The 20923-nt window shown below is 44.2% G+C and carries 22 protein-coding genes; 8 read left to right on the top strand and 14 right to left on the bottom strand.

All coding sequences use genetic code 11. From position 1 onward, the window contains the following. On the bottom strand, positions 1–1017 hold the full coding sequence (gene hemH / locus C6H00_RS05000) for a ferrochelatase (RefSeq protein WP_104749922.1): 1017 nt from the start codon (positions 1015–1017) through the stop codon (positions 1–3). A gap of 196 nt (positions 1018–1213) precedes the next feature. On the opposite strand from hemH, the gene C6H00_RS04995 reads away from it, so the two are divergent. The 3 genes from C6H00_RS04995 (at position 1214) to C6H00_RS04990 (ending at position 3113) form a co-directional block, all read left to right on the top strand. Next, positions 1214–1900: a 16S rRNA (uracil(1498)-N(3))-methyltransferase gene (locus C6H00_RS04995; protein ID WP_104749945.1), complete on the top strand. Its 687-nt coding sequence runs from the start codon at positions 1214–1216 to the stop codon at positions 1898–1900. Positions 1901–1908: 8 nt separating this feature from the next. After that, positions 1909–2676 carry a hypothetical protein gene (locus tag C6H00_RS08540; RefSeq protein WP_158655733.1) on the top strand — a complete coding sequence of 256 codons (768 nt, stop codon included), beginning with the start codon at positions 1909–1911 and terminating at the stop codon, positions 2674–2676. Positions 2677–2768: 92 nt separating this feature from the next. Next, a complete protein-coding gene (locus C6H00_RS04990; RefSeq protein WP_233704427.1) occupies positions 2769–3113 on the top strand; it encodes a glycosyltransferase in 345 nt (114 codons plus the stop codon). Between the two features lie 4 nt (positions 3114–3117). On the opposite strand, the gene C6H00_RS04985 is transcribed toward C6H00_RS04990, so the two are convergent. After that, positions 3118–4431, bottom strand: coding sequence for an NCS2 family permease (locus C6H00_RS04985; protein WP_104749920.1), 1314 nt, complete (start codon positions 4429–4431; stop codon positions 3118–3120). Between the two features lie 91 nt (positions 4432–4522). Between C6H00_RS04985 and tilS the strand changes: the two genes are divergently transcribed. Continuing rightward, positions 4523–5551, top strand: coding sequence for a tRNA lysidine(34) synthetase TilS (tilS, locus tag C6H00_RS04980; protein WP_104749919.1), 1029 nt, complete (start codon positions 4523–4525; stop codon positions 5549–5551). Here the strand turns inward: tilS and ybeY are convergent. From ybeY to C6H00_RS04920, 12 genes are all read right to left on the bottom strand, one after another. Then, positions 5520–5885 (bottom strand): rRNA maturation RNase YbeY, encoded by a 366-nt coding sequence (gene ybeY, locus C6H00_RS04975; RefSeq protein ID WP_233704430.1) that lies wholly within the window; start codon positions 5883–5885, stop codon positions 5520–5522. The two genes, tilS and ybeY, sit on opposite strands and share 32 nt — an antisense overlap. 221 nt (positions 5886–6106) lie before the next feature. Beyond that, the gene (locus C6H00_RS04970) at positions 6107–7738 is read right to left on the bottom strand and encodes an MBL fold metallo-hydrolase (protein ID WP_199769191.1); all 1632 of its coding nucleotides are present in this window, start codon (positions 7736–7738) and stop codon (positions 6107–6109) included. After that, entirely contained in the window at positions 7738–9600 is a 1863-nt protein-coding gene (gene dnaK / locus C6H00_RS04965) for a molecular chaperone DnaK (protein WP_104749917.1), read from the bottom strand. The genes C6H00_RS04970 and dnaK overlap by 1 nt, the downstream gene beginning before the upstream one ends. A gap of 26 nt (positions 9601–9626) precedes the next feature. Continuing rightward, positions 9627–10172 carry a nucleotide exchange factor GrpE gene (gene grpE / locus C6H00_RS04960; protein WP_104749916.1) on the bottom strand — a complete coding sequence of 182 codons (546 nt, stop codon included), beginning with the start codon at positions 10170–10172 and terminating at the stop codon, positions 9627–9629. Further along, on the bottom strand, positions 10172–10981 hold the full coding sequence (locus C6H00_RS04955; protein ID WP_104749915.1) for an HrcA family transcriptional regulator: 810 nt from the start codon (positions 10979–10981) through the stop codon (positions 10172–10174). Before C6H00_RS04955 ends, grpE begins: the two co-directional genes overlap by 1 nt. Positions 10982–11204: 223 nt before the next feature. Beyond that, positions 11205–11714: an isochorismatase family protein gene (locus tag C6H00_RS04950; protein ID WP_104749914.1), complete on the bottom strand. Its 510-nt coding sequence runs from the start codon at positions 11712–11714 to the stop codon at positions 11205–11207. 44 nt (positions 11715–11758) lie between these two features. Then, positions 11759–12499, bottom strand: coding sequence for a tRNA pseudouridine(38-40) synthase TruA (gene truA, locus C6H00_RS04945; RefSeq protein ID WP_104749913.1), 741 nt, complete (start codon positions 12497–12499; stop codon positions 11759–11761). Continuing rightward, entirely contained in the window at positions 12499–13539 is a 1041-nt protein-coding gene (locus C6H00_RS04940; protein WP_104749943.1) for an LptF/LptG family permease, read from the bottom strand. Before C6H00_RS04940 ends, truA begins: the two co-directional genes overlap by 1 nt. Positions 13540–13546: 7 nt before the next feature. Beyond that, positions 13547–14179, bottom strand: coding sequence for a protein-L-isoaspartate(D-aspartate) O-methyltransferase (locus C6H00_RS04935; RefSeq protein ID WP_104749912.1), 633 nt, complete (start codon positions 14177–14179; stop codon positions 13547–13549). Next, a complete protein-coding gene (locus C6H00_RS04930) occupies positions 14179–15222 on the bottom strand; it encodes a ribonucleotide-diphosphate reductase subunit beta (protein WP_104749911.1) in 1044 nt (347 codons plus the stop codon). Before C6H00_RS04930 ends, C6H00_RS04935 begins: the two co-directional genes overlap by 1 nt. Positions 15223–15273: 51 nt before the next feature. Continuing rightward, complete coding sequence (locus C6H00_RS04925; protein WP_104749910.1) at positions 15274–16269, bottom strand: A/G-specific adenine glycosylase; 996 nt, start codon at positions 16267–16269, stop codon at positions 15274–15276. Further along, positions 16244–17035, bottom strand: a complete 792-nt coding sequence (locus C6H00_RS04920) for a glycosyltransferase family 25 protein (RefSeq protein ID WP_104749942.1) — start codon at positions 17033–17035, stop codon at positions 16244–16246. Before C6H00_RS04920 ends, C6H00_RS04925 begins: the two co-directional genes overlap by 26 nt. Positions 17036–17122: 87 nt before the next feature. Here C6H00_RS04920 and trpD point away from each other — a divergent pair, with 87 nt between their 5' ends. From trpD to C6H00_RS04900, 4 genes are all read left to right on the top strand, one after another. Next, complete coding sequence (trpD, locus tag C6H00_RS04915; protein WP_104749941.1) at positions 17123–18133, top strand: anthranilate phosphoribosyltransferase; 1011 nt, start codon at positions 17123–17125, stop codon at positions 18131–18133. Continuing rightward, positions 18126–19484: a bifunctional indole-3-glycerol-phosphate synthase TrpC/phosphoribosylanthranilate isomerase TrpF gene (gene trpCF / locus C6H00_RS04910; protein ID WP_104749909.1), complete on the top strand. Its 1359-nt coding sequence runs from the start codon at positions 18126–18128 to the stop codon at positions 19482–19484. Before trpD ends, trpCF begins: the two co-directional genes overlap by 8 nt. Beyond that, positions 19484–20683, top strand: a complete 1200-nt coding sequence (gene trpB / locus C6H00_RS04905; protein ID WP_104749908.1) for a tryptophan synthase subunit beta — start codon at positions 19484–19486, stop codon at positions 20681–20683. The genes trpCF and trpB overlap by 1 nt, the downstream gene beginning before the upstream one ends. A 50-nt stretch (positions 20684–20733) precedes the next feature. Then, positions 20734–20923: hypothetical protein (locus tag C6H00_RS04900; protein WP_158655732.1), on the top strand; the 190-nt coding region annotated here is incomplete at its 3' end.

Genomic DNA, 20923 nt, shown 5'->3' with positions numbered 1-20923 from the left:
TTAGTGAGATAAACTTTCATTGTAGTCTTGAGGAGTAAATTGATAGCTTAATGCGGATTCAAAGCCGTGATTGACAATATCAACGATCGCACGCGCAAAGCTAGATCGATCGTTTAAACAAGGACACACTAAGTATTCAGGCACTCCCAAGCGCATGGCGTGGAATTTGTATTGAATCTGCAATTCGTAGAGGGTTTCGGAATTATCAATGCTAAAGGCTAGGGGGTAGATGATGATTTTATGCCGGCGGTATTGTTCAATTATCTCTTCCGTGCTAGGTTCTAGCCACTTCATGGGCCCCACTTTGGATTGGTAGGCTAATACAATTTCTTTAAAGCGTAAAGAGGTGCGCACAAAAGCGCGTTTGAGCAAACTGACATGGTGCAAGCATTCCGCTTGGTAAGGATCGCCTTCTAAAACCACCTTTGTAGGCAGACCATGTACAGAAAAAATGAGCACAAAATCTTTGGCAGATCGTTTGGCAAGGGTGTTGGAGATGGTCTCCACGATAGCTTGATTATATAAAGAATGTGTATAAAATCTCTCAACGCGCGTGATTTGTGGTGTATAGCTGAGAGTTTCAAGAGCCCTTAGGGCATCTTGCATGGAGGAAAGTGTCGTTGTGGTGGAATATTGGGGGTACATAGAAAATAATTTAAGGCGTTCAAAACCCTCAGCCTGCAGAGTTTGAAAAGTATTGCGGGCAAAAGGAGGTGTATAGCGCATAGCATAGGTGTAATGGCGACTAGGGTCTAGGGCATTGAGTTTGGCGACAAGTTTTGCGCTCAAAGAGGCGATAGGAGATTTTCCCCCTATACGCTGGTAAATGGCTTGAGATTTTTGCAATCGGTTTTTAGTGATAAAACTAGCCAAGAGTTTGCGCAATTTTGGAGGATTTACAGAGAGAATATAGGGATCATTGAACATATTAGTTAAAAAAAGCGCCACCTCATCTAAGTTATTAGGCCCGCCCATGTTTAGTAAAATAACAGCTTCCTGAGGGCTAGAAGATTTCACTCAATCATCCTATGTTTGCCACTTGGCTAAGATTATAGGGCAACAAATTTTGAGGTTGGAAAGACCAAAGCGGACATCTTAACTTCTTTTTTAATAGAGTTTGGCAACTCAGAAACGCTTATACTATGGCAATTACTCTTAGAAATGCCTTATAAAAGAGAATGTGTTAAAATGGGCACAAAATTTTGGAGCGCGCATGCGATTTAGCTATCACCCCAAAGCAGGAGAGATAGAATTGATTATAGAGGGGGAGCTTTACCGACACTTATATTTAAGTCGCCGTACACCCATGCAAAAAATTTTAGCATTCAGAAACCTTAAAGATGATCGCCTTTATTTTTATGAACAAAAAGAAGTCTGCAAAAAATATGCGCGCCTATGCCAAGTAGAGAGTCGCTATTCCCCCCAAACCCCCCTGCATAAAACCCACTTGCTTTGGGCAATCATTGCGCTTAAAAGTGTAGAAAAAACCCTTCCTTATTTAAACCAGATGGGCGTGTGTAAAATTAGTTTTTTCTATGCCGAATACAGCCAAAAAAATGAGAAACCTAATCACCATTTAGAAAAATTTCAAAAAATTTTAATTCAATCTAGCCAGCAATGCGGACGTAGCGATCTGATGGTTTTAGAATTTTTGGAAAATACAGAACAAGCCCTAAAAACCTACCCTAAAGCCGCTGTCATGGATTTGCACGGCACACATAGTAGTGCTTGTTTGCAAGATTTACAACAAGGGGTGATGATTGGCCCTGAGGGAGGCTTTTCACCAAAAGAAAGAGAGCTTTTTGATCTCAGAGAGATTTACAAAATATCCAACCCCTTTACCCTCACAAGTGAGGGAATGGCCATTTTATGCGCAGGAATAGGAAGTCAAAAAATCTAAGGAGCAACATGAAAACCATTTTACTTTACACAGAACAATATTACCCTCTGCAAACGGGATTGGCTAGCGCAGATTATGGCCTCACACTAGGGCTTGCGCAAGCAGGTTATCAAGTTTATGTTATCACAGGTACGATGTTTGGGGACATGCGCTTTACACGAACAGGCACTAAAGGGACGATCACGAGTGGAGCAATTACTAAGGAGACTATACGGATCGCTCCTAATTTGTGGGTGATTCCCTTTGAAATTTTTCATCAAGGATGGTGGCAGGGGGAATTTGATGCCTATATAGATTTTGTCTGCCATTTTACATGCGATCTGCTGATTAATTCGGCGATCCTAACTTGGAACACAGATTACATTTATGACCACATCTCTAAATGCAAGGCTAAGAAAAAAATTTTGCGCAGTCATGGCGAAGCGGGCTTAATGGCAACCTCTTGGCGCGAACGTATTAGAGATACTTTTTTAAATTTCTTAGGCAAAAGACAGAGCGATCTCGGTCACTTGCGCGACAAACTCAAAAAGGCACTCAAGCACTATGATTATCTTCTTTTTCTACACAAACGAAGTCATACCTACAATTACCTAAAATTTTATGCACGGGTGGCTATTTTGCCCAATGGAATATTTGCACGCGATATTTGTGCGCCTAAACAACACAACAACACAACAACACAACAACACAACAACACAACAACACAACAACACAACAACACAACAACACAACAACACAACAACACAACAACACAACAACACAACATTATCTCCTAAATGTTTCTAACTATTACCCTGAAAAAGGGCAAGACTTTGTCTTAAAAGCCTATCATTTAAGTGGCGCAAAAATCCCCCTTATATTTCAGGTGTTGCAATTCTTCAAGGAGGCCACACTATTTTTACATGGGAGTTGTGGCGAATGCTTTCCTATGGTGATCTTGGAGAGCATGCAATATGGCGTCCCATTTTTATGCACAGATGTGGGCAATGTAAGAGAGTTGCATAGAAAACTTGTGGTACATAGCTCCGAAGAAATGGCACAAAAAATCGACCGCCTTTTAGAAGACTCAAATTACTATAAGCAGATTACAGAGGAGTTGCATGAGAGGATTCAAGAATACAGCTATGAGCAAATTGTAAAAAATTTAGAAAACTTGTTAGGTTGGGGGGGGGGGCGTAAATTGATGGTGGCACTATGGATACTACCGCCTTGATCAACTACCCACGCGCATCTAATGCAAACTGCACCACAAACAAAGCCCCAAAGAGATAGAGCAGGGGGTGGACCTGCCTAAACTTACCCCGACAAATCTTAATGAGCGGATAGAGGATAAGCCCAATACCCACCCCATTAGTAATACTATAAGAGATAGGAATCCAAAAGAGCACAAAGAAAGCAGGTAGGGCTTCTTCTAAATCCTGCCAATCAATCTGGCTTAAATGACTCATCATCATGAAACCCACGATGATCAAAGCGGGCGAAGTGATGGCTGGCACACTGGCCAAGGCTTTAGCAAGGGGAGCTAAAAAAAGCAAACAGGCAAAGAGAAAAGCCACCACCACGCAAGTAAAGCCCGTGCGCCCCCCAACACTTACCCCCGCCCCCGATTCGATGTAGGTTGAAGTGGGCGAAGTGCCTGCAAGTGCCCCTATCGCGCTAGCGATCGCATCGGCAGAGAGCGCGCTTTTGGCGTTTAAAAATTTCTCACCTTGCATTAAATTTGCTTGTTGGGCCACTCCGATCATAGTTGCGGTCGTGTCAAAGAGCATCACTAAAAAGAAAGTGAAGATCACCGCACCTAAATCGGGCTTGAGCGCGCCTAGAAGATCCAGTTTAAAAAAAGTGGTGTCGATATGTTTGGGCAATTCAAAGAGATGATCGGGAAGTTTTAAATGCCCTAATAAAAAGGCTAAAAAGGCAGTGATGAGAATGCCCAAGAAAATAGCCGCGCGGACACGATTGACCAATAAAACGATGGTGATAAAAAGACCAATGAGCGACATGTAGGCAATGGGTTGGGAGAAATTGCCCAAAGTGATAATAGTCGCACTAGAAGACTCGACCAAATGCGCATTTTGCATGCCAATGAAGGCGATAAAAAGTCCAATGCCTGCGGTAATACCGGCCTTTAAAGAGGTGGGGATGGATTTAATGAGAGCCTCTCTAAACCCGGTTAAAGAGAGGATTAAAAAAATCACAGAAGCGATAAAAACACTGCCCAGCGCAGTATGCCACGCAACCCCCATGCCAAGAACCACCACAAAAGCAAAATAGGCGTTCATGCCCATAGAAGGAGCGATAGCGATGGGATAATTAGCCACTAGCCCCATAATCAGAGTGCCCACGACACAAGCCAATAAAGTGGCCACAAACACCCCATCAAAATCCATGCCCGCTTTTTGCAAAATAGCAGGATTAACAATGGCAATATAAGCCATCGTTACAAAGGTGGTCAAACCTGCTAAGGTTTCGACACTAAAAGAGGTGTTGCGCTCTTTAAATTGAAAAAAACGCGCTAAAAACGCTAACATGGGCTTCCCTTATTTTTTTAAGATGAACAAAATGAGCAAGTGGGACAATGGATTGAAAATTCTAGTTGGTAGAAATAAAAATGTGGCTTAAATGCAAATCATTTTAGAGGAATTGGAGGCTTTGCAAAAAGGGCGGGGGTTATTAGGATTTTCTGGGGGAGGGGATTCCGTGGCGTTATTTCATCTGCTCTTAGAACAGGAATTAAACTTTGATCTAGCCATCTTTGATCACGGCTTAAGAGAGCAAGCGCGTGCAGAGATCGCACATGCTAAAACTTTGGGCAAACTCTATCAAAAACGCGTGCATGTGGGGGGAGCAAAACTTAGTGGGGCGAATTTAGAAGCCAAATGCCGTAAGGCGCGCTATGAATTTTTTGAAAATGTGATGGACACCTTTAATTACACCCATTTAATCCTAGCCCACCATTTAAACGATAAACTAGAATGGCTTTTGATGCAACTTGGCAAAGGAGCGAGCTTGCAAACCTTACTAGGCTTTAGTGCAAGCGAAAAGCGCAAAAACTACCATTTGATCCGTCCCCTTATCTACACGCCCAAGAGTGCCCTGTTAAATTATTTGCACCGCCACAAACTCCGCTATTTTGAGGACAGCACTAACTTAGATTTACGCTTTAAGCGCAACTTGATCCGCCACACTCTAGCCACACCCTTTTTAAATCTGTCCGGAGTTGCAAGCGGGTTAGTGCGCAGTTTTAAAGCCTTAGAACAAGAAAAGCACGCCCTCTATCCGGCCCTAAATTTCCTTGAACTTGAAGGGGGTTTTGTTTTTAAAGCAGGGGGGCAAAATCTCTACTATATCGATCGCTTATTAAAAAAACTAGGTTATCTTTTGAGCCACAAACAACGCCTAGAATTAGAGAAAAGAGGGTTTAATGGGGTGTTTGTCTCTAAAAATAGCCGTTATATTGTTGGACTTGGGGGGGGCTTGGTGTATGTGGTTAAAACCTTTTTGGGCACAATGCCAATTCTGCCTAAAGTCTACAAAGAAGCCTGCAGGCTTTTAAAAGTCCCCCCGCTGGTGCGCCCAGCACTTTTTAACACCAAGTGGGCTAGCACCCTAAAAACCCTTAAAGATTTTCAGAGCGCACAATCAAACTAGAAGGTAGATTGAAGACTTGGATCATCTCTTCTTCTAATGCCCGTTGTTCTCCATTATCTTTTTCGTGATCGTAGCCCAACAAGTGTAAATAGCCATGTAAAAATAAAAGTCTGAGTTCATCTAGCAGGCTGTGCCCGCGCTTTTGCGCCTCCATTTGGGCGCATTCTACATTGATCACCACACTGCCTAATAAATTTTGAGCAGGCATCTCAATAGGAAAACTTAGCACATCTGTAGATTTGTCCACCCCCCGGTAATCTCTATTGAGCTCCTGAATGCGCCCTGAGTCCACTAAAACCAATTCCACCCCCCCGCTCTTGCCCAAATGCGCCATTAAGGGCACTAAGTCGTCCTCTAAACCTCTAATATTTGCGCGCACTTCATCGATCACATCGATTTGAAACTCCATAGACTGCCTTTAAAGAAAAACACCATCATAGCGTGATTTTGAGGCATGGATACTAAACCGCTTTTTAAATTTTAACCCTAGAGCTTTTATTTACAAGATTCTATCTCTTCACTTTGAGCGAGCAAAGTTAACAAGCTATATCTTTGCTAGTTAGCAAGCGCCCCTAAACCCTCACAACACACATTGGTGAAATGAAACCAAAACGCGCTCTCATAGACATTTGGATTGCGCCACACACGGCAATGAAACCCGATGGAAAAATCCTCAAAGGGGAGTTTACGCGCCACAACTAAGGCTAAAATTTCTACCCGCATTTTAAGCACCATGATTTTGAAACCCTCTTTAGAAGTGAGCATGGTTTCTTCAGGCTCAAGCGTTCTAAAGCTTTGAGTAGAAAAGTCTGCCACAACTTTAGCCCCTAGCTCTTGGCTAAAATCATCGTTAGTGGGCACAAAATATACAATCTGCCGATCGTGATAATTAGCCTCTTTTAAGTAGGCGATGAGTTTGATTGGGTCGTAATGATAAGTTTCTTTAAGCTTTTGAATCTCCATTTCTGGCTCAGGTAAATTTAATAGAGTTGTGGGGACTTCCTGTTGATTTGTTCCATTAGAAGTAAAGCTATAAAGGGTGTCAGGTCTGGGCTCAAGGTAGCGCGCTTGCACAGCATTACAAAGATTTTCATAATCTTTAGGGCAGTGTTTATGGTTGCGTTGGGCTATCATCTTATCCCGCTGTGCTCTCTCTTTAAACATCCCCGCATAGGGCATATAGGCTTTAGGGCGACAAACCTGCATTAAATCCTCCACTCCTTTAAAAGCCCCCTTTAAATTGCGCTTTAAAATACTCTCTTGTTCTGCGTGGCTGTAATTTTCAAAGCATAGAGGAAAGCCACTCGCTCCCCCAGCAAAGGCACTACACAATAGGCTTAAATTTTGGGGTAAAATGTATTGGTTTAAAAAATTGCTATCCACACTCAAAATGATTTCATGCCCTTCTAGGCACAAATACAGCCCGCTATCATCTCTAAAATCCCCGGATTTAAGCAGTGCAAGTTGCGTGCCCTCAGAGATTTGATAAATCTGCTTAAAATCTAAGGGGATCACATTCTTAAAGCCTAAATTTTGCAAGCCTTTCTGTGTGCTTTTGGAGTCAAAATTAGCGCAAATGATCAATGTATCTTTACTGACTAACTCTAAAGTTTGAGGGCTGAGGTGATCGGGGTGGTTGTGAGAGATATAGATCAAATCCGCTTCTTGCAAGGCCTGCAGAGCTTGTTCAGAGCTAGGATGGGCATGCCACCATCCGGTTAAAAAGGCTGATCCTAGTAGCCATGGATCGGTTAAAATGTGCAACCCTCCGCCATAAAGGGATACACAGGCATGGTTGTGGTAACGCAGGCTAAAATTGCCCCTTGTGGTGGGTTTAAAGGGGTTGTGCAAATTGCTGGGTTTGTATAGGGTTAGGGTATTATTTTTATGAGTATAGGTGGTAGGATCGATGGGAGTTTTGGTGCTCCCATTTTGATAAGTTAAAGTGTTTAAATCAAGTTTCCAAGAATGCTTGGGGCAGGCAAGTTCCCCCCCCCCCCCCCCCCCGCAGGGGCGCAAACATCCACCCATGTGATCGCAACGATTATCAATGAGCCAAATTACTTGACCTTTTTCTAACTTGGCATAATAGCCCCCCTCTATGGCGTGGACACCCTCCTCTAAGCTTGGCAACTCTAGGGTCAAAACCCCCTGCTTGGCTTCAAACGCCCCTAAGTATTGCAACACTACTCCACCTCAGCGTCAATCACATCCTCATCTTTTTTTGCAGATTGGGGATTTTTCTCCTTTTGCATCATCGCCTCGGTGAGCTTTTTGGATGCCTCAGCTAAGGCTTTGATTTTACCCTCGACCTCTTCTTTACTGGAGTTCTCATTTTTAACACATGCCTCTAAGTCGCTCAAGGCATCTTGGATTTTTTCCACTTCGCTAGCCTCTAAGTTAGCCTTGTGTTCTTCAAGACCTTTCTTAGTTTCATGCGCTAAACTTTCGGCTTGGTTTTTGATCTCAACTACAGCCTTACGGCGGGTATCTTCCTCTTTGTGCAGCTCCGCGTCTTTGACCATTTTTTCAATTTCGCTATCGCTGAGGCCACTAGAACCGGTGATTTTGATCTCTTGAGATTTGCCGGTATTTTTATCCTTAGCAGAGACGGTTAAAATCCCATTGGCATCAATGTCAAAGGTAACCTCAATTTGAGGGATACCTCTTGGTTGAGGAGAGATGCCAGTTAGATCAAATTTGCCCAAAGATTTATTGTCCTTAGCAAATTCGCGCTCACCTTGCAAGACCAAAATGGATACAGCGGGTTGGTTATCCTCAGCAGTGGAAAAAATTTGTGCCTTTTTAGCTGGGATCGTTGTGCCCTTTTCAATGACCTTAGTCATCACCCCGCCCAAAGTTTCAATGCCAAGGCTTAAGGGGATGACATCAAGCAATAAGACATCCTTTACATCGCCTTTGAGCACGCCCGCTTGAATACTTGCCCCTACAGCCACAACCTCATCAGGGTTAACCGATTTGTTTAACTCTTTATTGATAAAGCTTTTGACGCGTTCTTGCACTTTGGGAATACGCGTAGACCCACCCACCATCACCACTTCAGCGATGTCATCTCTTCTAAGCCCCGCATCTTGAATCACGCTATCAATTTTCTTAATGGTGTCCTCAATCAAATCATCAATCAAGCTTTCAAACTTGGCACGGCTGATTTTTTTAACCAAGTGTTTAGGACCGCTGGCATCAGCAGTGATAAAGGGCAGGTTAATCTCGCTCTCTTGAGCCGAGCTTAATTCCTTTTTGGCGTTTTCGCTAGCTTCTTTCAAGCGTTGCAACGCCATAATGTCCTTTTTAATGTCAATCCCACTCTCGCTCTCAAACTCTTTGGCGATGAAGTCAATAATGCGATTATCAAAGTCATCCCCGCCCAAGAAAGCATCCCCGCCAGTGGCTAGCACTTCTACGACATTATCTCCAGTCTCAAGCACGGTTACATCAAAAGTCCCTCCGCCCAAATCATAAACCATGATTTTTTCAGATTCTTTTTTATCAAGCCCATAAGCCAAAGCCGCTGAAGTAGGTTCGTTAATAATACGAAGCACATTTAAGCCCGCAATCGTGCCCGCCTCTTTGGTGGCTTTTCTTTGGCTGTCATTAAAATAAGCGGGCACGGTGATTACCGCTTCGCTAACTTGTTCGCCTAGATAGCTTTCTGCGTCCTCTTTGAGTTTCATCAAAATTTTGGCTGAAATCTCTTGAGGGGTGTAGGTTTTACCAGCAATCTCTACCGCACACGCCCCATTGCGATCCACGATTTTATAGGGCAGGCGTTTTTTAGCCTCTTGGGCTTTATCCTCATTGCTCATCAAGCCCATGATTCGTTTGATCGAATAGATCGTTTTCTCTGGGTTAGTAACTGCTTGGCGTTTGGCACTCTCGCCTACTAAGATTTCACCCTTATCAGTGAAAGCCACCACTGAGGGGGTTGTATTTTTACCCTCTTTGTTGGCGATAATCTTTGCCTCATTGCCCTCATAAACCGCCATCGCGGAGTTTGTTGTTCCTAAGTCAATACCAATGACTTTTGCCATTTTTAGATCCTTTGTGTTGAATTTAATTATTTATTATTTTTAGCGATGCTCACCATCGCAGGGCGCAACAAGCGTTCTTTATACTTGTAGCCTTTTTGGAAAACCTCGACAATCTGCCCTTCCTCTTTATGATCGGCTTGCACATGCATGATCGCATTGTGCAAGTGGGGATCAAAATCAGAAGTGCATTCTACGCATTCAATGCCATGTTTAGCCAGCACCTCGTGCATTTTTTGCAAAGTGAGCTCCAAACCCTCAGAGATGGCACTACTTCCCTCCTGCTTGGCACTTTGCAAAGCTGCATGCAAGGTGTCGATCACGGGCAATAAATCTTGGGCGATCTTTTCATAAGCGTATTCTAAAGCCATCGATTTGTCTTTTTCTAGGCGTTTTTTGACATTTTCAAAATCCGCATGTGTGCGCAAATACAAATCCTGAGCTTCTTTAAATTTGGCTTGATAGTCGATGGCGACTTCTTGCGTGGTCTCTACCGGGCAGGTGTGAGTTTCCCCACAACTTTGATAATCTGCCTCTTGCTCTGTCTCAATATCTTTATCTTTTATATCTTGCATTAGCATACCTTTCTAATAGAATGATAAAAGCCCTCAAAATCCTGTTCAAGCCCACCCACACAAAACATTTTCATCTCTTCATCTTGGGTTTTTATTGGGCGCAACACCCCTAAGAATCCCAAAGGCAAAACCTCCTCAAAATGCAAACCTTGCTCTAGGTGTCTAAATAGATTCCCCCCCACAATCTCTAAAAACAACGCCTCTAATTTTTTGGAGTTGATGGCTTGTAAGAGTTTTGCCAATACACAGAGTCCAAAGTAAAGCTGTTCTTGATAGTAGGCCTCTATTTGTTTGGCTAAACTGGTGGCGCACACAGATAAGGCAATGTTTTGAATGGTCTTGCACTCCAACCCAATGAGGTCTCTTATGAACGCTTCTAGTTTTTTGTTATAGTGGAGCAACATCTGTGTAGCTTCAAAATCTAAGATCAAAAAACGATCGTTGTGGTTATAGACTGCTTGTAACACGCCTTTTTTATAGTGCTCCACCACACTAAAAATTTCATAGCGTTGGCTTGCCTCTTGCAATTTTTGCAAATCCACTTCTAAGGGTGTGCTCCAATCAAGTTTGGTGCGCCAATAACTTTTGAGAGCTCCATTAGTGGGGATACGCCCACTGCTGGTATGACTTTGGCGCATCGCACCATCATTAGTGAGCATTTTAAAGTAATTGCGGATTGTGGCTGAAGAAATTTGTGCATTCTGCCCCTCTTTAAGAGCCAAGCGTAAACTCTCAGAGCCCACAGGCGCATGGCTACCTAAATAGGTTTTAATAAACGCGTCTAAGAGCCACTCTTTTTTGACACCCATGGGCTTCCTTTCTAAAAACTGGGCGCAGTATAACATAAATTTTAAAAAATTTAGCATTCTTTTTAAAATATTGCTAAAAATACGCGGTTTTTAGGCGTTTAAATTCAAAACTTGATACAAGTTATATCAACTTATATAAGTAATTTTACTAAAAATTCTTGCCATAAACAACAAACATTAAGGGTTAAAAACTTCAGTGCAAATCCCCTCCTGCTCCTAAGAATCACTTGATGATTTTAGAAATGGCTTTAAAACTAGGGTGTGTGTAAGTGTGCATGCTCTCAAAGGCGACAATCTCACTAGAGAGAATCCTAGCTCCCAAGCTTCTTAGATGTTCTAGGGCCAATTGCTTATTGCTCTGATCCCTAGAACTGGTGCAATCGGCTAAAAGTGTGGGGGTAAAGCCCGCCTTTAAAAAATCTTGAGCGGTTTGAAAGACACAAACATGGGCTTCAATGCCTAATATAAAAAGGGGCACGCCCTGTGGGATTTTGGCTTGTAACACCTCATAAGCACTAAAGGCTTGCTTTTGCTCGATACTAAAGGGGTATTTAGCCAGCGCACTTAGAGTTGCGCCCAGCTTGTCGGGGTTTTGCTCTGTGGCTAGAATGGGAAATTTTAATTCTTTGGCGATTTCTAAGAATTTGAGACAATTAGTCAAAAGTGCCTCTTTTTGGGACATCACAGGAAAAAGTTTTTCTTGAATGTCGACAACAATCACATGAGGGGTCATGGAAAGCTCCTTAAAATGAGATAAAAGATTGTAATTTGCTTGTATTAAGTGATTGCAAATGGGGGGTAGCCTACACGCACCAAATAAAGCCCTTGTGGGGGGGCTAAAAGATGATGATGGCGCGCACGCGTGGCAATTTGGGCTTTCAAATCCTCTAGGGATAATTTGCCCAAAGAGTGCGCCAAAGCCGCGCTTACCATCAAGCGCACTTGCGCGCGCAAAAAAGAGGGGGCGCGTATTGCTATGACTATGCAAGGATGGTTGTATAGGGCGCGCTGATAAACCTTTGTACTATGAATCGTGCGCTGTGTGTGCCGTGTTTCGCGTTTGCAGAAAAATTTAAAATCATGTGTGCCTACAAAGAGATTTAGGGCTTCTTGAATAAGCTTAAGAGGTCCATAGGCACAATGGGCGATAAAACGGCTTAAAAAGGGAGAGGGGGGCGTGTTCGTACATACATAGCGATAGAGTCGCCATGCAGCGTCAAAGCGCGGATGAAAATTTGGAGAGACTTCTTGGATACCCCGACATAAAATGGAGGGGGGTAGTTTAGAGGGGAGATGTCTTTGCAGGGCTTGCAGGCTTAAAGGCGCGCTAAAAGAAATTACTTGATAGAGGGCATGCACTCCTCTATCTGTGCGCCCGGCACATAAAATAGGGCTAGAAATGCCTAATCTAGCTAAAGCTTGCTCAAGCGCGCCCTCTACACTGGGCAAATTGGGCTGTTTGGCATAGCCATAAAAGGCACTCCCATCATAGGCTAAGAGCATTTTAAAACGCCCCATTAGTAAGAACGCACTACCTTATAGCGATAAAGTCCATAAGAGCCTAACATCCACACAATAGGCAAGCCAATTGTGCCTATCAAAGGCATGTCCTGGCTAATAATATGCATACTTAAGAAGTAAATTCCCACTGCTATTAATACATAGACATAGGAAAGATTCTTAGCATAGCGCGGATTAGCAATCCCAAACAAAGGAATACAAAACAAACTAGCTAAAGGGAAGAGGGCGACTAAAATCGCTTGAGAAAAACGGCGTTGTTGGTGTTTATTAGGATCAGAGCCAAAAGCCCTACCCCAATACTCTATGAAATCATGCCCGCGCAAATACGCCGCATCGGTGCGCTCAGAGAGAGTGGGTTTATTCTTTAAAATAAGTTCTTTAAAATGCACTTTACGCACCTGATCATTGGAGGCAAAATATGCATTGCCATAGTCTAATTCTAGCTCAAAAAGGCCGTTTTGGTTGCGAATGCGCCCCTCTTTGGCGATGATAAAACTCTCTGTGCTCAAGCCACTATGGGAAAAGAGTACCAGATCGCTAAAAACTCCATTTTGACTCTTGCCCACATACACCAACCAATCGCCCAGCTTTTGCCCAAATTCCCCCGCTTGGATATTTACATCTACTCTTTCTTTTTTATCATGCAAAAATGAGTAATACGCGCTCTTGGAGGCGGGCACTAAAATTAAAGAAAACACCAATAATAGCGCGCTCACTGCTAAACAAAGGGGTAAGAGCGCGCGCACAATGTGCTTAGGGGCGATACCCAAAGAGAAAAAGACCAAAAGCTCGTGATCGTAGGACAAACGCGCTAAACCAATTACACAAGCCCCAAAAAAGGTGATGGGGATGATGAAAAAGAGAGTTCCGGGCAGAAGATAAAAATAAAGTTGCAAAAGATCGAGCGCACTTAGTTTGACAACAAGTGTAACGGTGGCGATACTAATGAGCATCACAATAGAGGCAATAAAAAAGAGAACCACAAAGAAAGAGAAAAAGACCTGACCTACTGCATTGAGCATGTAGTTTTTAGCAATTTGCACGCTAAACCCCTCTTTCAACCCCGCTTACAATGGGGACAAAGAGGCAACTATCTAGCACACTCTCCACAATCAAAACCCCGTTTTTTTTGATAAAGCGGGTGATCTGTTGGCTTTGCAGATCGCCAATGGGCGCGACTAATAACCCCCCCTCTTCAAGTTGCGCACTCAAAACTTGGGGAATAGCTGGGGTGCAAGCTGAGAGCAAGATTCGATCATAGGGAGCGTATTGTTCCCAGCCCTGTTGCCCATCACCTAATTTGGTGTGGATGTTGGTAACTTTGAGCTTTCTAAAACGCTCTTTGGCTTCTAATAAGAGTTTTTCAATGCGCTCAATGGTGAAAACCCGCCTAAAGAGTTTGGAGAGCACCATCGCTTGATACCCGCTCCCACAGCCAATCTCTAGCACGCTATCCACTTGATAGGGCTGTAAGAATTGCGTCATTTTAGCCACAGTCAGAGGAGAGCTGATAAATTGATCCGCACCCATAGGGAGGGCATCTAGGCTGTAGGCAAGTTGTTTAGAAGGGACAAATTCAACGCGGGGGATCGCACAAATCGCTTCTTTAATGGGAGCTTCTAGGGGGAAATGCTTGGCAATATCTGCGCACATGTGCGCGTTTTGGATGCGGTGCATTAAAAGCCCTCAAAACTCAAACTGCCTTTAGAGTAATTGCTCACCCTAGCCTCAAAGAAGTTTGAGCGTTGGCTATTAAAGCTAGAGAATTGATCCACCCAGCGCATGGGGTTTTTGGTGTGGTAGATTTTAGGCAAACCAATAGCATGCAAGCGCGTATCTGCAAGGTATTCAATATAAGCGCGCAGAGTAACAGGGTTGAGGTCTAAAATCTCATCTTGGGTAATGACTCTCCCCCAAGTGCTCTCTAAATCCACCGCCTCTTTAAACATCTCTAAAATTTCCTCTACTAGGTCTTTACTGAAGAGATCGGGGCGTTCTTTCTTAAGAGTGTGGATCATGCTCTGAAAGAGGGCTAAGTGAGTAACCTCATCGCGCTGGATAAAGCGAATCATCTGCGCAGAGCCTAGCATTTTGCCGCTTCTAGCTAGCGCGTAAAAAAAGCTAAAACCACTATAAAAATAAATGCCCTCTAAGATTTGATTAGCCACAAGGGCTTTGAGCAAGTTGCGCTCTGTCTGCGTGTGCGCTAAATCCATATAAACCTGCGCCACGCAGTCATTTTTATTCTTCAACGCCTCATCAGTGCGCCACATTTCATAAATCTCATCGCTATTAGCACTAATGCTCTCCACCATCACCGCATAACTATGGCTGTGCAAGGCTTCTTCATAGGCTTGGCGCACTAAGCAGAGATTGATCTCAGGGCTGGTGATAAAGGGATTGATATTGTCAATCAAGTTATTTGTCTGCAGGCTATCCATAAAAATAAGCTGGGCTAGAGCGCGATCGTAGCCGATTTTCTCTTGCGTGCTGAGTTTGAGATAGTGGGTTTTATCCCCATGCATGCTTACTTCTTCTGGAAACCATGTATTGTGTAACATCGTCTTCCATATCTTATGCGCCCATTGGTATTTGATCTGGTTGAGATCGAACATGCCCGTAGGGTTGCCCCCAAAAATGCGGCGATCTTTGGCAGGTTCTGCAGATTGAGGATTATAAATTTTTTTGCGTCCAAGAGACCCATTTGTTTCTTTTTGCATGGCACATCCTAAAAATAAATTTGGATTTTTCCCGTTATAACATGAGTTAGTTTAAAGCCCCGCGAGTTTTAAAATCTTAGCCGTGAGCGCGCTAATGGGGATATTTTTGAGCTGATCTAGGGCTATTTTTTGCAAATGCGCTTCTTGTAAATCCTGCACGCTTGCCTGATACACCTGTGCGCGCACGCGGTATTTAGTGTAGCTATGACGCACTTGACCTAGAAAAGGCAAAGGGGTCATTTCTTGATTTTTTAGCAGCGGGATTTGATAAAGATGGGCATAAAGTCCCTCATCTTTGTAGCTCAAATAAATATGCCCCTCTTGCACACAGATGCCACAAAGTAGATTTAGAGGGATGCTAGGGGTTTTTTTAGCAAGGCTAAACTCTTGGATGTTATTTTTACCCTGACATGCAAAACTCAAGGGGCATACATGGCATTGAGGGGTTTTAGTGCACACCAACGCCCCCAAATCGATGAGGGCTTGGTTGTGATCAAAGGGATTATTTGTATTGAGCCAAGTATCCGCTTTAGCCTGCAAGAGGAAGGCTAATCCCTTTTGTTTGGGCGCGATGGCAAAAAAGCGCAACAACACCCTAGCCACATTGGCATCCACCACCCCCACCGCCTCTCTAAAACCAAAACACAGCACCGCGCGCGCGCTATAATCCCCCACCCCGGGCAAAGCGCGCAAAAGCCGATAGTCTTTGGGCAACTTGCCCCCGTATAATTGTGCGCATATCTGCGCGCTTTTGTGCAAATTCTTAGCTCTTGTGTAGTAACCCAAACCCCTCCATAGCAACAACACCTGATCTAGGGGGGCTAGGGCTAAAACCTTGAGAGTGGGAAAAGCCTTCAAAAAGGGATCAAAAAATCTTTGCAAAACCACGCTAATTTGTGTCTGCTGAGACATGATTTCAGAGACATAGACCTCATAGGGCGCGTTAGGACCATGCAGATGGCGAATGGGCATGCTCTTACGCCCGTAGCACTCATACCATTCTAGCAGTGCCCGGTGCGTTCTATCTTCTTTGTTGGAATCTGACATAGTAGGGATAGAGTTTTTTAAAAAATCTAATAGGCGCAGGACAGGGGACATTGCGATCTCTAGTGATATTGCCTGTAGTGCTATTCTCACGAATCACAAAGGGCTTGATCACATAATTTTTGACCCCATGCAAATAGGTATTTTCCATCACACAATCTACAGGCATGACCCATTTTTGACTGGCCTTTAAAAATTTAGAGGCGGCTTTTGGAGTGATGATATAGCCTTGCGTGCCACTCCCCCAAGTGGGCTCTTTGATTTCAAACACACCAAGAACAGCCGTCATCTCTAAAGGATAGTTAAATAAATGCATCAAGCGCACCCAATGCAAAAGAGACATATGGGGCTCGATATAATCAAGACTTTCAAAAAAGTGGGATTCTAGGGCGATGTCGTCTTCTAAGATACAAATAGGCTCTTGCAAAGCGACACAACGCTGCCACAAGGCATAATGGCTAGCAAAACACCCCAGTTCTCCTAAACTCATGGGCACGCCCTCTTGTTGGAGCGCGTACCAGCAAGCTTGCAAATAAGACAGCCAATTTTTAGGTGCAGAAGTTTGCACACTAGGGTGGATAAAAAAGGGGTGTAGGTGTTTAGCCACGAGCGGATCTAAACCCTCTGAGGTTTTAGAATAGATCGCCTCAAAAACCTCAACTGGATGTTTGTTTTGCTCTAAAGATTGCAATAAACCTTCAATGTTGCGCTCTTTAAGCTCCCACTGCGTGCAAGTGGCTTTAGATAAGTGGATCACAAAAATACGCATGCGCTCTCCCAAAACTCACATTATAGCAATACTCCACCTTGTGTGTGCTATAATTCCCCCTCCATGCAAGACACACAAGAAAAGATTATGCCTCTTTATCCTCATTTACTCAACCATCTTTGTGCCAAGCAAGACCTACAACCCTCCCAAGTTGACGCGCTGTTTAAAGGCATTCTCAAGGGAAATTTAAGCGATATTGAATTGAGCGCGTTACTCATCGCGCTTAAATGCAAGGGGGAGAGCCCCCTAGAGATTTCTAGCGCGGTGCAGGCGTGCTTACAAGAGGGGCAGAGTTTGAGCTACCCTTTTGAAGTGGTGGATAATTGTGGCACAGGTGGAGATGGGCTTAAGAGTTTTAATATCAGCACCATTAGTGCCTTTGTGTGTGCGAGCTTGGGCGTGAAAATGGCTAAAGCGGGCAATTATAGCTCTAGTGGGAGTGGGAGCGCGCAACTTTTAGAACAGCTAGGTTTTAATCTCCGTCTAAGTGCTAAACAGATTACTAAAAGCCTAGATTTAACCCATTTTGCCTTTCTCTTTGCCCCGCTTTTCTACCCCAGTTTTGCTAAAGCCGCGCCCCTAAGAAAAGCCCTGCAAACCCGCACTATTTTTAACTTGCTAGGACCTTTGCTAAACCCCCTGCGCCCGCAAGCCCAACTTTTAGGCGTGTATGATCCCAAGCTCTGCTACCCGCTCGCTTTGGCTTTACAAAATTTGGGCGTGCAGAGGGCGTTAGTGGTGCATGGTGCTAGCAGTGATGAGATCGCTCTGCATGGAACAACTTTAGTCTGCGAACTCAAAGAGGGGCAAATACAACAATACGAGTTAAACCCTAGTGATTTTGACTTAGAGAGTTATCCCTTAGAGGCAATCCAAGTAGAGAGCATAGAGCAGAGCGCGCAAATTTGCCTAGAATTATTGCAAGGGCGAGGCACGCCCGCCCAAAGAGCAAGTATTATTGCCAATAGCGCGGGGGTGTTGGTACTAGCAGGCAGGGCTAATAGTTTTAAAGAGGGAGCACAGCTAGCCAAAGAGCACTTAAAAAGCCAACAAGCCTACACCCATTTACAAAGGATGATTGAACTAAGCCATGCATGACCTGCTAAAAACTATGTTAGAACATAAAAAATTAGAAATACAAGCCCTAAAGAATCGCTATAACCTGTCTGAAAATCTTAAACCCGCGCAAAGAGATTTTTACCAAGCCCTGCAAGAGAGGCGCACTAGCTTTATTTTAGAGTGCAAACAAGCCTCCCCCTCTAAGGGCTTGATTCGAAGCCCCTTTAATTTGGCTAAAATCGCTAAGGTTTATGAAAAATACGCCACTTGTATTTCTGTGCTCACTGATGAAAAATATTTTAAAGGCTCGTTTGAGAATTTGCACCTTGTAGCCACCCACACCAGCAAACCCCTTTTGTGCAAGGATTTCATCATAGACCCCTTTCAAGTGCGCTTGGCGCGTTATATGGGCGCGGATGCGATCTTGCTCATGTTGAGCGCGCTTAAAGATGAAGCCTACAAGAGCCTTAGTAATCTAGCCAAATCGTTAGGGATGGCAGTTTTAACCGAAGTGAGCAATAAGGACGAAGTCAAAAGAGCGCTAGATTTAAACGCTCCCATCATTGGGATCAATAACCGCGATCTCAAAACTCTTAAAGTAGATTTGAACACCACTTTAGAACTCAGAGCGTTAATCCCAGAGGATAAGCTTGTCATCAGCGAATCTGGGATTAGCACCCATGCCCATGTTAAAAAACTTTGCCCATCAGTGGATGGCTTTTTAGTGGGAAGCTCTTTAATGGCGCAAAAAAATCTAGAAAAGGCATGTAAAAAGCTTATTCTAGGGGAAAATAAAGTCTGTGGGCTCAAAAGAGTCAAGGACGCTAAAGCGGTGTATAAAAGTGGTTTTATTTATGGCGGTTTAATCTTTGATCCTCACAGCCCGCGCTATATCCCTCCCAAAAAGGCTGCCAAACTCATTAAAAAAGTGCCCAAACTTGACTTTGTGGGGGTGTTTGTAGAAACTGACATCAAAACCATCATTAAGAGGGTTTATAAATTGGGGCTAAAGGCGGTGCAATTACATGGCAATTACAGCCCTAAGCAAATGGCACTGCTCAAAGCCTCTTTGACATGCCCGGTGTGGCAGGTGGTGCGTGTCGCGCCCAAAGCGCACAAACTAGACACGCACGCCCTCCATGCGGATTTGGTGCTCTATGATAGCAAGGGGGCTAGGGCGGGGGGCAATGGGGTTGTTTTTTCTTGGGAACTCTTAGAGGGACTAGAACACCCCTTTATGTTAGCCGGGGGCTTGAATGCGAGCAATTTAGAAAAGGCGGTTGGCGCGGGGGCTTTAGGCTTGGATTTAAACTCAGGGGTGGAGAGCGCGCCGGGTAAAAAGAGCGCGCAAAAAATCGCCCAAGTGGCAAAAATGTTACGGGAGTATTGATGGATCGCTATTTTGGAGAATTTGGGGGGGCTTTTGTGCCCGAGTTATTAGTGCCCGCTTTAGAACAGTTAGAACAGGCGTTTGAAGATTGCCTGCAAGATTCAAAGTTCCAAGCCACATTTAACAACCTTTTAAAGGATTTTGTCGGGCGACCCAGCCCGCTAACTCTAGTGAAAAACTTTTGCCCTAATCCTAAGGTAAAAATGTATCTCAAACGCGAGGATTTGATCCATGGGGGGGCGCACAAGACTAATCAAGCCTTAGGGCAGGCGTTACTGGCTAAACAAATGGGCAAAAGGCGTGTGATCGCTGAAACGGGCGCAGGACAGCATGGGGTAGCCACAGCGATTGCTTGCGCGTTGTTAGGGTTAGAATGTGTGATTTACATGGGAGAAAAGGACATACAACGCCAAGAGCCCAATGTTTTTCGCATGCGCTTATTGGGCGCACAGGTGGTGGGGGTTAAGAGCGGGAGTGCTAGCCTTAAAGACGCGATTAATGAAGCGCTAAGAGATTGGGCGAGTTCTTATCCTAGCACGCATTATCTGCTAGGCACTGCTGCAGGTCCCCACCCCTATCCCCAAATGGTTAAGCATTTTCAAAGTGTAATCGGCATGGAAGCGCGCGCGCAGATTTTAGAAAAAGAGGGCAGATTGCCTGATAGTGTGATCGCGTGCGTGGGCGGGGGCTCAAACGCGATTGGGATTTTTGCCGGATTTTTGGAGGATAAAAGCGTGGGGCTAATAGGGGTTGAGCCCGGAGGGTTAGGGCTTGACACAAACAAACACGGGGCGACTTTGTGTAAGGGTAGTGTGGGGATTTTACACGGGTGTAAGAGTTATATTTTACAAGATGAGGAAGGGCAGATACAAGAAAGTCATAGTATTTCTGCGGGACTGGATTATCCGGGTGTGGGGCCTGAGCATAGTTATTTAAAGCAGAGTGAGCGGGCGGAGTATGTGGCTATTAGTGACAAGGAGGCATTAGAGGCGTTTGTGCATTTAAGCCAAAGCGAGGGGATCATTCCGGCTTTAGAGAGCGCACACGCTTTAGCCTACGCTTATAAACTCGCCCAAAAATGCCAAAAAGAGAGCTTGATCCTTGTCAATCTAAGCGGACGGGGCGATAAGGATTTAGCCAGTGTGCAGGGGGCTTTGGCTGGGGGGGGGGGGGGTGAGTTATTAAAAAATTTGTGCTAGAATTCGGGCTTTAATTTTGAGGAGGAGAAAAATGAAAAAAAGGAGTTTGCGTGAACTCTATTAAGCTTGAGCTAGATAAGTCGGATTTAGAGAGTTTACAAAGTAAGCCAAAAATCTGTGATTTTAGTATAGGAGATGTGAAATTGCGCCTCTCCTTAGAGAAGTGTTCTGAATATAAAATCATCGCGTGTGTTTCAAAATGTGGGGGGGGGGGGGGAACTTCTAGCCAAAATCTAGACG

Source organism: Helicobacter cynogastricus (assembly GCF_900197855.1).
GTDB lineage: Bacteria > Campylobacterota > Campylobacteria > Campylobacterales > Helicobacteraceae > Helicobacter > Helicobacter cynogastricus.
The sequence above is the reverse complement of the archived record's forward strand: the minus strand, read 5'-3'. Positions and strand labels throughout refer to the sequence as shown.

Bases quoted from the DNA above. Each gene is read 5' to 3' on its own strand.
- C6H00_RS04995 (WP_104749945.1), top strand. From the start codon at position 1,214: ATGCGATTTAGCTATCACCCCAAAGCAGGAGAGATAGAATTGATTATA.
- truA (WP_104749913.1), bottom strand. From the start codon at position 12,499: ATGGGGCGTTTTAAAATGCTCTTAGCCTATGATGGGAGTGCCTTTTAT.
- C6H00_RS04920 (WP_104749942.1), bottom strand. From the start codon at position 17,035: ATGCGTATTTTTGTGATCCACTTATCTAAAGCCACTTGCACGCAGTGG.
- C6H00_RS08540 (WP_158655733.1), top strand. From the start codon at position 1,909: ATGAAAACCATTTTACTTTACACAGAACAATATTACCCTCTGCAAACG.
- C6H00_RS04935 (WP_104749912.1), bottom strand. From the start codon at position 14,179: ATGCACCGCATCCAAAACGCGCACATGTGCGCAGATATTGCCAAGCAT.
- grpE (WP_104749916.1), bottom strand. From the start codon at position 10,172: ATGCAAGATATAAAAGATAAAGATATTGAGACAGAGCAAGAGGCAGAT.
- trpCF (WP_104749909.1), top strand. From the start codon at position 18,126: ATGCATGACCTGCTAAAAACTATGTTAGAACATAAAAAATTAGAAATA.
- ybeY (WP_233704430.1), bottom strand. From the start codon at position 5,885: ATGGCGCATTTGGGCAAGAGCGGGGGGGTGGAATTGGTTTTAGTGGAC.
- trpD (WP_104749941.1), top strand. From the start codon at position 17,123: ATGCCTCTTTATCCTCATTTACTCAACCATCTTTGTGCCAAGCAAGAC.
- C6H00_RS04925 (WP_104749910.1), bottom strand. From the start codon at position 16,269: ATGTCAGATTCCAACAAAGAAGATAGAACGCACCGGGCACTGCTAGAA.
- dnaK (WP_104749917.1), bottom strand. From the start codon at position 9,600: ATGGCAAAAGTCATTGGTATTGACTTAGGAACAACAAACTCCGCGATG.
- C6H00_RS04985 (WP_104749920.1), bottom strand. From the start codon at position 4,431: ATGTTAGCGTTTTTAGCGCGTTTTTTTCAATTTAAAGAGCGCAACACC.
- trpB (WP_104749908.1), top strand. From the start codon at position 19,484: ATGGATCGCTATTTTGGAGAATTTGGGGGGGCTTTTGTGCCCGAGTTA.
- tilS (WP_104749919.1), top strand. From the start codon at position 4,523: ATGCAAATCATTTTAGAGGAATTGGAGGCTTTGCAAAAAGGGCGGGGG.
- C6H00_RS04930 (WP_104749911.1), bottom strand. From the start codon at position 15,222: ATGCAAAAAGAAACAAATGGGTCTCTTGGACGCAAAAAAATTTATAAT.
- C6H00_RS04955 (WP_104749915.1), bottom strand. From the start codon at position 10,981: ATGGGTGTCAAAAAAGAGTGGCTCTTAGACGCGTTTATTAAAACCTAT.
- C6H00_RS04950 (WP_104749914.1), bottom strand. From the start codon at position 11,714: ATGACCCCTCATGTGATTGTTGTCGACATTCAAGAAAAACTTTTTCCT.